Origin of the sequence: Pseudomonas sp. PAGU 2196, from assembly GCF_022179005.1 — a bacterium.
Classification (GTDB): domain Bacteria; phylum Pseudomonadota; class Gammaproteobacteria; order Pseudomonadales; family Pseudomonadaceae; genus Aquipseudomonas; species Aquipseudomonas kermanshahensis.
In genome coordinates this window covers 40635-53322 of sequence record NZ_BNTL01000029.1, presented here as the reverse complement: position 1 = coordinate 53322, position 12688 = coordinate 40635, and the positions used below count along the sequence as shown (strand labels likewise).

Annotated in this window: 10 protein-coding genes; 3 read left to right on the top strand and 7 right to left on the bottom strand. The window is 65.2% G+C overall.

From position 1 onward, the window contains the following. Positions 1–143 precede the first annotated feature (143 nt). On the top strand, positions 144–1238 hold the full coding sequence (gene apbC / locus MFF34_RS22400) for an iron-sulfur cluster carrier protein ApbC (protein ID WP_099430263.1): 1095 nt from the start codon (positions 144–146) through the stop codon (positions 1236–1238). A gap of 142 nt (positions 1239–1380) precedes the next feature. Here the strand turns inward: apbC and MFF34_RS22395 are convergent, their stop codons facing one another. Further along, positions 1381–1590 carry a cold-shock protein gene (locus tag MFF34_RS22395; protein WP_027594207.1) on the bottom strand — a complete coding sequence of 70 codons (210 nt, stop codon included), beginning with the start codon at positions 1588–1590 and terminating at the stop codon, positions 1381–1383. A 340-nt stretch (positions 1591–1930) separates the two neighbouring features. Between MFF34_RS22395 and dcd the strand changes: the two genes are divergently transcribed. Both dcd and MFF34_RS22385 read left to right on the top strand, forming a co-directional pair. Then, positions 1931–2497 carry a dCTP deaminase gene (dcd, locus tag MFF34_RS22390; RefSeq protein WP_012313046.1) on the top strand — a complete coding sequence of 189 codons (567 nt, stop codon included), beginning with the start codon at positions 1931–1933 and terminating at the stop codon, positions 2495–2497. A 95-nt stretch (positions 2498–2592) separates the two neighbouring features. After that, the gene (locus MFF34_RS22385) at positions 2593–2820 is read left to right on the top strand and encodes a hypothetical protein (protein WP_027594208.1); all 228 of its coding nucleotides are present in this window, start codon (positions 2593–2595) and stop codon (positions 2818–2820) included. 12 nt (positions 2821–2832) lie between these two features. Here MFF34_RS22385 and pdeM read toward each other — a convergent pair whose 3' ends face one another. From pdeM to MFF34_RS22355, 6 genes are all read right to left on the bottom strand, one after another. Next, a complete protein-coding gene (gene pdeM / locus MFF34_RS22380) occupies positions 2833–3486 on the bottom strand; it encodes a ligase-associated DNA damage response endonuclease PdeM (protein ID WP_238216517.1) in 654 nt (217 codons plus the stop codon). After that, positions 3483–5936, bottom strand: a complete 2454-nt coding sequence (locus tag MFF34_RS22375; protein WP_238216515.1) for a ligase-associated DNA damage response DEXH box helicase — start codon at positions 5934–5936, stop codon at positions 3483–3485. The genes pdeM and MFF34_RS22375 overlap by 4 nt, the downstream gene beginning before the upstream one ends. A 67-nt stretch (positions 5937–6003) precedes the next feature. Continuing rightward, positions 6004–7119, bottom strand: a complete 1116-nt coding sequence (locus tag MFF34_RS22370) for a succinylglutamate desuccinylase/aspartoacylase family protein (RefSeq protein ID WP_238216513.1) — start codon at positions 7117–7119, stop codon at positions 6004–6006. Positions 7120–7217: 98 nt separating this feature from the next. Further along, positions 7218–8876: an ATP-dependent DNA ligase gene (locus MFF34_RS22365; RefSeq protein WP_238216511.1), complete on the bottom strand. Its 1659-nt coding sequence runs from the start codon at positions 8874–8876 to the stop codon at positions 7218–7220. Then, a complete protein-coding gene (locus MFF34_RS22360) occupies positions 8873–9889 on the bottom strand; it encodes a ligase-associated DNA damage response exonuclease (protein WP_238216509.1) in 1017 nt (338 codons plus the stop codon). The genes MFF34_RS22365 and MFF34_RS22360 overlap by 4 nt, the downstream gene beginning before the upstream one ends. Positions 9890–10064: 175 nt before the next feature. Next, entirely contained in the window at positions 10065–12506 is a 2442-nt protein-coding gene (locus MFF34_RS22355) for a penicillin acylase family protein (RefSeq protein WP_238216507.1), read from the bottom strand. Positions 12507–12688: the final 182 nt, after the last annotated feature.

Here is a 12688-nt window from a genome sequence, read left to right as displayed (position 1 = left end):
TATCTGGCTACGGGGTAAAAATGAGGGTGATCGGCCACTATAAAGGGCTGGCGAAGATATTTCACCCCACAGACGCACCTGCTGACGATTGACGGGTTAGGATAGGCGCCTGTTTTACATTCAGTTTGCCAATGGGAGTCTCCATGAGTGCCGTCACCCGTGCCGCCGTCGAAGGCGTGCTTCGCCAGTACACCGACCCCTACCTGAACCAGGATCCGGTCAGCGCCGGTTGCGTGCGCGCCGTGGATATCCAGGGCGGGCAGGTCAGTGTGCAGTTGCAACTGGGGTATGCCGCTGGGTTGTTCAAGAATGGTTGGGCCCAGGTGCTGCAGACCGCCATCGGCAACCTTGACGGCGTCAGCAGCGCCCAGGTGTCGATCGACTGCGTGGTCGCCGCGCACAAGGCCCAGGCCCAGGTGCCGGCCATGGCCAACGTCAAGAACATCATCGCCGTGGCCTCGGGCAAGGGTGGCGTCGGCAAGTCGACCACTGCCGCTAACCTGGCTTTGGCCCTGGCCCGTGAAGGCGCCCGGGTCGGTATTCTCGATGCGGATATCTATGGCCCCAGCCAGGGCGTGATGTTCGGCATCGCAGAAGGCACCCGCCCTCAGATTCGCGAGCAGAAGTGGTTTGTGCCGATCAAGGCGCACGGTGTAGAAGTCATGTCCATGGCGTTTCTCACCGACGACAACACGCCGATGGTGTGGCGTGGCCCGATGGTGTCGGGTGCGCTGTTGCAGCTGGTGACCCAGACCGCCTGGGATGACCTCGATTACCTGGTGATCGACATGCCGCCAGGCACCGGCGACATTCAGCTGACCCTGGCGCAGAAAGTGCCGGTGGCGGGCTCGGTGATCGTCACCACCCCGCAGGACCTCGCCCTGCTGGACGCCAAGAAGGGCGTGGAGATGTTCCGCAAGGTCAATATCCCGGTACTGGGCGTGGTCGAGAACATGGCCGTGCACATCTGCTCCAACTGCGGCCATGCCGAGCACCTGTTCGGCGAAGGCGGCGGTGAGAAGCTGGCAGCCCAGTACGGTGTCGACCTGCTGGCCTCGCTGCCGTTGTCGATGCTGATCCGCGAACAGGCCGACAGTGGCAAGCCGACGGCGATTGCCGAGCCGGAAAGCCAGATCGCCATGGTGTATCAGGAGCTGGCCCGCCAGGTCGGTGCGCGGATCGTGCTGCAGGAAGCCGCAGCGCCGGCGATGCCGAGCATTACCATCAGCGAGGATTGACCTGAGAAACCCCCTCCTACAGGTACACCGCAGGCCTGTAGGAGCGGGTTTACCCGCGAAGAAGCCAGCACCGGTTTCAGCCAGGCATAAAAAAACCCGCCAGAAGGCGGGTTTTTTTGAAAGCTAGAAAGCTGAGATCGACTTAGGCGATCTGAACTTCTTCAGCCTGCATGCCTTTCTGGCCGCGGGTAGCGACGAAAGTAACAGCCTGGCCTTCTTTCAGGGTCTTGAAGCCGTCAGCTTGGATGGCTTTGAAGTGCACGAACAGGTCGTCACCCGACTGAGGGGTGATGAAGCCGTAGCCTTTCTCGTCGTTGAACCACTTAACAACACCGTTTTGGCGATTGGACATGTTTCTGTCTCCTTGGACAAAGTTGATTACGGTCAGGAAAAACCCTGCCCGGGACTGAGTGCAAAGAGAGCAGAAAATTCAGATATGGGCCGATCAGGATCGTGCGTCAAACTAGAGATTCTCGGTGTCACGTGCAGCACAGTGGCGTCACCTTAACCCACTTTCCGCAACCTGCCAATGGCCAGAAGCCGCTTTACTGAAATTCAGATCGGTGGCAGCTGTAGGCCCCGCCTGGCGGGGATTGTAGCAAGAATGCAGGATGGAACTTTGAAGAGGGCGCTGGGACCGGTAAGATGCGCCTCACGATTTTCACCTCGCAACTCTTCAGGACACCCCCGCCATGAGCATCAAATCGGACAAGTGGATTCGCCGCATGGCGCAGGAACACGGCATGATCGAACCGTTCGTCGAGCGCCAGGTGCGCGGCGAGCACGACAGCCGAGTCATCTCTTTCGGCGTCTCCAGCTACGGCTACGACGTACGCTGCGCCGACGAATTCAAGGTGTTCACCAACATCAATTCGGCCACCGTCGACCCGAAAAACTTCGACGCCGGCAGCTTCGTCGACGTCAAGAGCGACGTCTGCATCATCCCGCCAAACTCCTTCGCCTTGGCCCGCACGGTGGAGTACTTCCGCATCCCACGCAACGTGCTGACCATCTGCCTGGGCAAAAGCACCTATGCGCGCTGCGGCATCATCGTCAACGTCACCCCGCTTGAACCCGAGTGGGAAGGCCACGTGACGCTGGAATTCTCCAACACCACCACCTTGCCGGCAAAAATCTATGCCAACGAGGGTGTGGCGCAGATGCTCTTCCTCGAGTCCGACGAAGAGTGCGAAGTGTCCTACAAGGACCGCGGCGGCAAGTACCAGGGCCAGCGCGGCGTCACCCTGCCACGCACCTGAGCCGACGAGCGCGGGGAATTCCCCGCGCATTTGGTACTCCAACGGGTAACCTGCCGATGTGCATGATGCGTGTCGGCTCTCGTCAGGAGCTGCCAATGAAACTCCATCCCGCAATCAGTGCCAAGCTGGCTGGCCTGCAGCCTAACCAGGTCGGTATGTTGCCATGGTCACTGCTGGCGCATCCGCTGCCGATGCAGGCGGGCGGCGTGCCCCACCAGCCTGATCCCGATACCCCTCAACCACCGGAACCGGGCGAGACGCAGCCCATGGAGCCCGGTGAGCCAACCTTGCCCGACGAACCACCTCCTGCGCCCGTCGCCTGAGTGGGCGCTGCTTTAGAGCGCCCATACCCGCCCGGCGCCGGCCAGAAACACGCGGTTTTCGGCGTCGGGGTGCACGCGCCAGCCACCGGTGAATTCACCGAAGGCCGGTAGCAAGCTGATCGCGTCACCCATCAGGAAGCAGGGCAGGCGCAGACGTTGTCTGGCCCGCCCTTGCAACACGAACACCGGGTGGACGTGGCCCGCCAGCACTGGGTGCTGGGGGTGAACGACGGGTTCGTGCTGTAAGGCGAAAGGTGCCAGCAGCCAGGGTTCTTCGACCACCTCGATACCCAGCGCAGGCGGTGGGTCGCCCGCGTGGCGATCATGGTTGCCACGCACCAGCACGATGCGCAGTCCGGCGTGCCGTTCCCGCCATGTTTGCAGCTTGGCCAGCGTTGCCGGTGCGCGCGCGGTGCGGGCATGCAGGAAATCGCCCAAAATGATCAGCATCTGGCACTCATGGCTTGTCAGCAGTTGGTCCAGGCGCGCCAAAGTGGCTTCGGTGGTGCCCCGCGGCACGGGCTGATGCAGGGCGCGATAGCTGGCGGCTTTGCCAATATGCACATCCGCTACCAGCAGGGCCCGGCGGGCAGGCCAGTACAGCGCTTTGTCCGGCAGTAACCACAGGGTTTCGCCGCAGTGCTCGATGGCCAGGTGATCATTCATGCGTTGTTACCCGCCACTTTTTCCAGGTCTGCGACCATCCGCGCAATGCGGTCTGCGAGTTTTTCCGTGCTCAAGGTTTCGCGCATGCCTTCCACCAGCAGGGTAAAGGCCAGTGGCCCAGGGCGGCGTAATTCACGCAGGTCCAGCTGCAGTTGGCCCAGCTTCGCCAACTGCCGGTGCAGACGCTCGATTTCCAGTTCTTCGCGCAATACTTCGTCCCGTGCCTGGCCCAGCAGCAGGTTGTCGGCATCGTGCTTGCGAAACACCTCGTAGAACAGCCCGCTCGAAGCCTGGATCTGCCGGGTACTCTTTTGCGCCGCCGGGTAGCCGCCAAACACCAGGCCGGCGATCTGGGCGATCTCGCGAAAGCGCCTTAGCGCCATCTCGCCTGCGTTCAGGCTGGCCAGTACATCCTCCAGCAGGTGCTCGGTCGAGAGCGCGCTGGGCAAATGGGTGGCCCAATCCACCGCGCTTGGGCTGAGCAACTCAAAGCCATAGTCACTGACCGCAATTGAGACTGAAAGCGGTTGCACCTGGCTGACCCGCCAGGCAATCAGGTTGGCCAAGCCGAGGTTGGCCATGCGCCCGGCGAACGGGTACAGAAAAAGGTGCGAGCCTTGGCGTGATTTCAACGTTTCGGCCAGCAGCGTGCGGGTAGTCGGCAGTGCAGACCAGCTTGCCTGCAAGGCCAGCAATGGCCGTATGGCGCGCATTTCCGGGCCTTCGTAACGCTGGTGGGCGGCGGCATCGAGTTGTTCGACCAGGGCATCGGCCAGTTCGCTGGACAGCGGCATGCGCCCGCCATTCCAGCGGGCCACGGCGGCCTTGCGCGAGGTGCTGCGGCGGACGTAGGCGGTCATGTTCTCGACGCGCACCAGTTCCAGCACGCGCCCTGCGAAGACCAGGCTATCACCAGGCCGCAGGCGGGCGATGAACGCTTCCTCGACACTGCCCAGCGACTTGCCACCGCCGCCTTTGCTCCAGTACTTGAGCTGCAGGCTAGCCTCGCTGACGATGGTGCCGATGCCCATGCGGTGGCGCCGTGCCAGGCGCTCGCTGGCAACCCGCCAGACCCCGTCGGCGTGGGGCTCGACACGTTGGTAGTCAGGGTAGGCGCTGAGCGAGTTGCCGCCGTGGCAGACGAAGTCCAGCGCCCACTGCCACTGGCTGTCGCGCAACGCGCGGAAGGCCCAGGTGCTGCGTACCTCGGCCAGCAACTGCTCGGGGCGAAAGCCACTGCCCAAGGCCATGCTGACCAGGTGTTGCACCAGCACATCCATGCACAGCTGTGGTGAGCGCCGGGCCTCGATCTGCCCGGCGAGCAGGGCATGCCGGGCCGCAGCGGCCTCCACCAATTCCAGGCTGTGGGTGGGCACTAAGGTTACCCGCGAGGGGCGCCCCGGTGCGTGCCCAGAGCGACCGGCGCGCTGCATCAGGCGGGCGATGCCTTTGGCCGAGCCGATCTGCAGCACCCGCTCCACGGGCAGGAAATCCACGCCCAAGTCCAGGCTGGAGGTGCAGATGACGGCTTTAAGCGTCCCTTGCTTCAAGTTTCGCTCGACCCAGTCGCGGGTGTCGCGGGACAACGAAGCGTGGTGCAGGGCGATCAGGCCGGCCCAGTCGGGGCGTGCCTCGAGCAGCGCCTGGTACCACAGTTCGGCCTGGGCGCGGGTGTTGGTGAAGACCAGGCTGCTGGCGCTGCTGTCGAGCTCCCGGCTGACCTGATCGAGCATCTTCAAGCCCATGTGCCCTGCCCAGGGGAACCGCTCGATCGCGTCGGGCAGCAGGGTATCGACCTGCAGTTGCTTGTCTTGCCGGCCTTGCACCAGCAACCCATCGCCTGGCAACAGCACGTCGCGTGCGTGCTGCAAGTTGCCAAGGGTGGCCGAAAGCCCCCAGGTCAGCAGCGGCGGGTGCCAGTGGCGCAGGCGTGCCAGGGCCAGTTGCAATTGTACCCCACGCTTGTTGCCCAGCAGCTCATGCCATTCATCCACCACCACCAGGCGCAGGTTGGCGAAGTCGTCACGGGCCTGTGCCCGGGTCAGCAGCAGGGTCAGGCTCTCGGGGGTAGTAATCAACACGCTGGGCAGGCGCCGGGCCTGTCGCGCGCGTTCGGCGCTGCCAGTGTCGCCACTGCGCACGCCCACGCTCCAGTTCAGGCCCAGCTCATCGAGCGGCGCTTGCAAGGCACGCGCGGTGTCGGCGGCCAAGGCGCGCATGGGCGTCACCCACAGCACCTGCAAGGGGGCCGGCTGGCGGGCTGAGCTGGCAACGGCGAACGCGCGCAGGGCCGCCAGCCAGACGGCGTAGGTTTTGCCGGCGCCGGTACTGGCGTGCAACAGCCCGGACTCGCCGCGTTCGACGGCCGCCCAGACACGGCGCTGAAAGGCGAAGGGTTTCCAGCCGCGCAGGGCGAACCAGGCGTTGGCGAGGTCGGTGGAGGCGGCCATGGGGCGGGTGATCCTTCGAAGGCTGTGCTTCTACTGACCGCCCGCCAGGGGCATTGGTTTTACCGGATCAATTCCCCAGCAGGTAGCCGCTGCGGCACACCTGCTCGCCCGCCACATGGGCGATGACCATGCCTGCCGTCGCCATGCGGCGCACGCTACGGGCGTACAGCAGGCCGGGTTGGCTGTTGCGCACCGCAGTCACCCGGTCGTTGAGCGGGTCGATGACTTCGGCGATCAACTGGTCGGCTTGCAGGTGCTGGCCTGGGCGCGCGTGGTACACCAGCAAACCGCCAAGCGGCGTCGACACGGGCTCTACGGCCGCCAGGGGCGTGGCCGCGCGGGGCAGTGGAGGAAGGGGGGCGCAGGTGCCTTCGATGACGCCGTTGTGGGTCAGGAAGTCGAGGATTGCCTGGCAGTCCTTGCCGGCCAGGTCATGGCTCACGTCCGCCTGGCCGCGCAATTCGACAGTGACCGAGCAACAGCCCAGCGGAATCGGGAAGCGCTTGCCAAAGCGTTGCTGCAACTGCCACCAGACCAGGCTGAAGCATTCATCGAACGATTGCCCGCCTGAATCGGTGGCCAGCAGGCTCGCCTGGGCGCCCAGGTAGCGGGCCAGTGGCTCGATCTGTGGCCAGGCATCGGGCGTCGTGTACAGGTGCTCGACGGCTTCGAAGTCGCAGTGCAGGTCGAGTATCAGGTCGGCGTCGCAAGCCAGGCGTTGCAAGATCAGGCGCTGGGCCTGGAGTGGGGTGCGTGCGGGGTGGGCGTCTAGCCCGCGGCGCAGGTATTCACGGATCAAGGCGACGTTGTGTGCGGCGTCCTGGGTCAGGTGTTCTTCGACCTGATCGCCGATGGAGTCGGACAGGTCGACGAAGTTGCGATTGAAATTCTCGCCACTCTGCAGTTCAAAGCGCCCCAACGGGGCGTCCAGCAGCACCTGTTCGAGACCGACCGGGTTGGCCACCGGCACCAGGATGATTTCCCGCTGCAGACGGCCCTGTTGGTCCAGCTCGGCCAGCCTGCGCTTGAGGTGCCAGGCCACCAGCATGCCGGGCAGCTCGTCGGCATGCAGCGAGGCCTGGATGTACACCTTGCCGCCACCGCGTGGGCCAAAGTGAAAGCTGTGCAGTTGGCGTGAAATGCCCGGTACGGGAGAAAGCAGGTCGTGGGTCGAATGGTGCATGGTAGTCCTGGCTACGTGGCGAATACGGTCTGCGACACGGGTCGGCACACAGATAGAAGCATAATTTTTGCGTCTGCGCCTGTGCGAATTAGGCACTGTCAGATCAGCAGTGCCTGCAGCGTGGCGAGGTCGTCGGCTTCTTCGACCGGTTTGTCCAGGCGCCAGCGCAGCATGCGTGGAAAGCGCACGGCGATGCCGCTTTTATGGCGTTTGGACAGGGCAATGCCTTCGAAACCCAGTTCAAACACCAAGGTCGGGGTCACGCTGCGTACCGGGCCGAACGTTTCCACTGTGGTTTTGCGGATGATCGCGTCAACCTTGCGCATCTCTTCGTCGCTCAGCCCTGAATACGCCTTGGCGAAGGGCACCAATGCTCGCCCGGCCGTGCCGGGCGGCGCGTCCCAGACGGCGAAGGTGTAGTCGCTGTAGAGGCTGGCGCGGCGGCCGTGGCCACGCTGGGCGTAGATCAACACGGCATCGACGCTGAACGGGTCGATTTTCCACTTCCACCAGGTGCCCATGTCTTTGGTGCGACCCACGCCATACAAGGCCTCGCGCTGCTTGAGCATCAGGCCTTCCACGCCGAGGCTGCGTGACTGCTCGCGCTGTTCGGCCAGCTCGGCCCAGGTTTGCCCTTCGAGCAAGGGCGAAAGCAGCACAGGCGCCAGCGGGCAATCCGCTACCAGGTGTTGTAACTGCTGACGACGTACGTGCTGCGCCTGGTTGCGCCAATCCTCGCCCTGCCATTCCAGCAGGTCATAGGCCTGCAGCACCACGGGCGCGTCGGCCAGCAGCTTCTTGCCCAGGGTCTTGCGGCCCAGGCGTTGCTGCAACAGTGCGAAGGGTTGCACGGCCAGGGCATCGTCCGTTGCCCCTGGTTTCCACACCAGGATCTCGCCATCGAGCACGACGCCGTCCGGCAGTGTTTGCGCCAGGCTGTGCAGCTCGGGGAAGCGATCGGTGACGAGCTCTTCCCCACGCGACCAGACCCACAGCTGGCCGTCGCGCTTGACCACCTGTGCGCGGATGCCATCCCACTTCCATTCGATCTGCCAGTCGCTCGGCGGGCCGAGTTGCGCGTCAAACTGCTCGACGGGCGCCTGCAGCGGGTGAGCCAGAAAAAAAGGATAGGGCTGACCGCCACGCTGGCGGTGTTCATCCGCCGACTCGGCAGCGATCAACTGCTGGTAACTGGCGGCGGTAGGGCGGTGGCTGATGTCGGTGTAGCCGACCAGGCGCTGGGCCACGCGCTTGGCGTCCAGGCCGGCCAGTTGCGCCAGGGCGCGGGTGACCAATAGCTTGGACACGCCGACGCGAAAGCTGCCGGTGATCAGCTTCAGGCACAGCATCAGGCTTGGCCGGTCGAGCTGCGCCCAGAGCGGCGGCAGGCGCTGGCGGATCACGTCGGGCGGCAGGCCTCGAAGGGGCAGCAGGTGTGTCTCGACCCAGTGGGCCAACCCCTCGTCGCTGCCATGGCTGTTCTCGGGCAGCAGCAACGAGATCGTTTCGGCCAGGTCGCCCACGGCTTGATAGCTCTCTTCGAATAGCCATTCAGGCAGTTCTGCCAGCTCAGTCGCCAGTTCGCGCAGCACACGGGTTGGCACCAGTTGCCGCGGGCGGCCGCCGGCGAGGAAGTACACGGCCCAGGCCGCATCCTCGGCAGGCGCCTGGGCAAAGTAGTCGCGCAAGGCGTCGAGCTTGGCGTTGCTGGAGGTGGTCGCGTCCAGGCGCAGGTACAATGCGGCGAAGGCTTTCATGCCTCGGGCTCCGATGGCGCGGGCTCGTCTTCGTCGCCGTATTCGGTGGCGAAGGCGCGAGCATCCAGGCCCTGTTCGCTCAAGTAGCGCACCAGCACGTTGACCGAGCCATGGGTGACCATCACGCGCTCCGCGCCGGTCTGGCCAATGGCCCACAGCAGGCCCGGCCAGTCGGCGTGGTCCGACAGCACGAAGCCGCGGTCGACGCCACGCCGCCGGCGTGTGCCGCGCAACAGCATCCAGCCGCTGGCGAAGGCATCGCTGTAATCGCCGAAGCGCCGCATCCAGCTACTGCCCCCGGCAGAGGGCGGGGCCAGGACCAAGGCTTGGCGCATTAATGGGTCGTTGCGCGGGATGTCGCCGGCATAGCGGGTTTCCGGCAGGTGCACGCCAGCTTCGCGGTACACACGGTTCAACGGCTCGACCGCGCCGTGTACCAGAATCGGCCCGATACTCGCGTCCAGCCCGTGGAGAATGCGCTGCGCTTTGCCGAAGGCGTAGCAGAACAGCACGCTGGCCTTGCCCTGCGAGCAATTGGCGCGCCACCAGGCGTTGATACCGGCGAACACCTGAGGCTGGCGGGGCCAGCGGTAGATAGGCAGGCCGAAGGTCGACTCGGTGATGAAGGTGTGGCAGCGCACTGGCTCGAAGGGGGCGCAGGTGCCGTCGGGTTCGACTTTGTAGTCGCCCGAAGCGACCCAAACCTGGCCTTGGTATTCCAGGCGTACTTGCGCCGAGCCCAGCACATGGCCGGCGGGGTGCAAGCTCAGGGTGACACCGTGGTGGAGGATGCGCACGCCGTAGGCCAAGGTTTGCAGGTTGATGTCCTGGCCCAGTCGGCTGCGCAGGATGCCTGCGCCGGGTGCGGCGGTCAGGTAATGGTTATTGCCGGTGCGGGCGTGGTCGCCGTGGCCGTGGGTGATGATGGCACGGTCCACCGGCCGCCAGGGGTCGATGTAGAAATCACCGGGCGGGCAGTACAGGCCTTCGGGGCGGGCGATAACGAGGTCCATGGCACGGGCGCTGGTGGTGGGTTACCAGTTAGGAGCACGGTGGGCGATGGGAAGTTCGAGTGAGTTCGTCGTGGGGGCTGTGGCGCCTGTGAGATTGAGCGCCGCGCGGGCGGCGCTCGATCTCACAGGCGCTACAAGGGAGGCGTCATGCACTCACGGCATCACACCATCTCCTTTACCGACCCGGCACCAAGGTCAGCCGCGGGTTGCCATAGGCCCGCCCAAAGTTCTGCGGTTGCAGCGGCAGGCTCATGAAGCGCCCCTTGAACCAGGCATCCAACCCGTCGCTGTAGTGCGGGCTTGCCGCGTTGCCAGACTGGCCGCTGCTGGTCAGCACCTGCAACGGTTCGGCCTGGCCGAAATCGACGACCATGCGTGCCGACGCTGGCAGGCGGGTGTCGAAGTCACTGCCCCAGGCGTAGGGGGTGAGGGCAAGGGTACTGAAGTCGCCGCCGGCAGCCAGCGGTGAACGGCTGAGGGCATCACCCAGGCCATGGTAGGCCGGTGCCGGCCAGCGGTACTGGTGCAGCTTGCCCCACTGCCAAGCGCGGCGGTCGGCGCCGAGTTGTGCAGTGCCGGCATCCACCGCAGCGGCCAGGCTGCGGGCGAGAATCACCGGTTTTTCTTCTTTCTGCGGGGTGCTGCGGTCATCCCAGAACGGGCTGTCCTCGCGGCCCAGCAGGTGGTCGGCCTGTGCCGAGTAGGAGAGCCGCGCGTTGCTGACGAACGCCTGCCAGGCAGGGCTGGATTCTGGCCCGAGGTCGTCGAGGAAGGTTTCGCGGGCGAAGGCCTGAAGGAACAGTTCGTACAGCGCGGCATCTGCCGACACCGGGCTCAGGCGGCCATCGAATGCCTTGAGCCGGGCCAAGGCGTCGCGGGCCTTGTCACGCTGAGCGGGTGGCAGGGCATCGATGGCTTGCTTGAGCGGTTGAGCCATGCCCGGGGCGTCGAACATCTGCTTGAGCTTGTCGGCCAGCAGGGTGACTTGATCGTTTTGCAGGGCCATCAGGCTGCGGCTGTCGTGACGGCCGTTGCCTGCCAACTGAGCCAGGCGCTCGGCGCGCTCGGGGTAGTACCAGGTGTTGGACAACTGCATGCCGTAGCCGCGCGGCAGGCTGCGCTGGTTGGCGTGGCCGATCCAGCCAGCCGGCGGGTCCTGATCGTATGGGTGCAGCATCGGGTCAGCGTAACCGTCCCAGTCGTAACGGCCGTCCCAGCCGGGCGAAGGCAGCAGGCCCTGGCCTTCGCGGCGGTTAGGGTAGCGCCCGCTGACTTGCCAGCCGATGTGCTCTGGCTCGGCGAAGACGAAGTTGAGCGCCGCGGCGGCGACTTCGCGGGTGCTGTCGAATGCACGTTCGACGGTCTTGGCGCGGGTCAGGTCGAACAGCGCGTCGAGGCTGCGGTCGCCCTTGAATTGAGGCAGGTTCAGGGCCAGGCCCAGGCTGGCGCTTGCCGGCTGGGCAAGCAGAGTGCCGTGGCGCGTGTCGTACATGACCTCGCGCAGCGGGCGTTGGCCACGCACTAAGAAGGTTTCGCTGCGCGCCCGTGCTGGCAGCCATTTGCCGTCGGCCAGGTAGCTCAGCTGGTTGCCTTGGCGGCGCAGTTGCTCCAGGTACAGGTCCTGGTTGTCGGCCATCACGGCGCTGCTGCTCCAGGCGATCTTGCCGTTGTAGCCGGCCAGCACGATCGGCAGGCCCGGCAGCGACAGGCCGGCGACCTGGTACTTGCCAGTGTGGATCTGCACCGGGCTTAGCGCCCAGGCGGCCTGGCTGTCGCTGGCCAGCAGGCTCTTGCCGCTGCGGCTGCGTTGGCCTGCCAAGGCCAGGTTGGCCGAGCCTGGGCTGCCGAGCAGGTCGAGGTCGGCGAGCTTTTGGCTGGCTGCCGCCAGGGCGGGCAAGCCGGGTAGCTGGTTGGCGAGGTTGAGGCCCTTGAGCTTGTCCACTTCGCTGTCGGCCAACGGTTCGTCCGGTGCGCCGGGCAGCAGCCAGGCCAGCTTGTCGCTGCCGACCTTCTGCGCCAGGGTCAGGGCGCTGAGTTCTTCTTGCAGGTTCACCGATTGGCTGAAGGCGTACAGGCTGAAGATCAGCGCCGAGTCTTCTGGCTTCCAGTACTCAGGGCGATGGCCGCTGCTGGCCAGGCTGGCGGGCAGCTTGTCGCGGTAGCGGAACAGGTAGGCGTTGACGCCGCGGGCGTAGACCTCGAAGAAGCGCTTGAGCCGTGGCGAGGCGTCGGCGTATTGCTGGGCGGCGCTTTGCTTGAGGTTGGCGGCGCGCATCAGGCGGTCGATGTCGAGGGCATCGCTGCCGGCAAGTTCGGCGAGGCGGCCTTGGGCGAGCAGGCGCATGGCGACCATCTGCTCGATGCGATCCCCAGCGTGCACGTAACCGAGGCTGAACAGCGCGTCATGGAAGTTGCCGCTCTCGATCAACGGCGCGCCCATGGCATTGCGCCGTACCGAGACGTTTTGTGCCAGGCCTTTGAGCGGCTGTACGCCGGTGGTCGGTGGCACGCTGTCCTGGTAGCCGCCCATCTGGCAACCGGCGAGTCCGAGCATGCCGAGCAGCGTGGCAGCGGTCGTGAACCGCGGGCGGAAGGGAGGAAAGGCGGGGGCGGCCATGACAAGGGCTCCTGCAAGGCGTGGCGGGGGTTTGGAAGGCGCTAAGGTAGTGAGCACGCAGGCGCGGTGCAAGGTGCTGAGGCGGTTTATTTACGAATGGTATGTGGGAGGGGCGATGGGCGAGGGGCGGCAGGTGTAGGGCTTGAGTGTTGTGGTGTTCTCAAGATCGAGCGCCGCCCGCG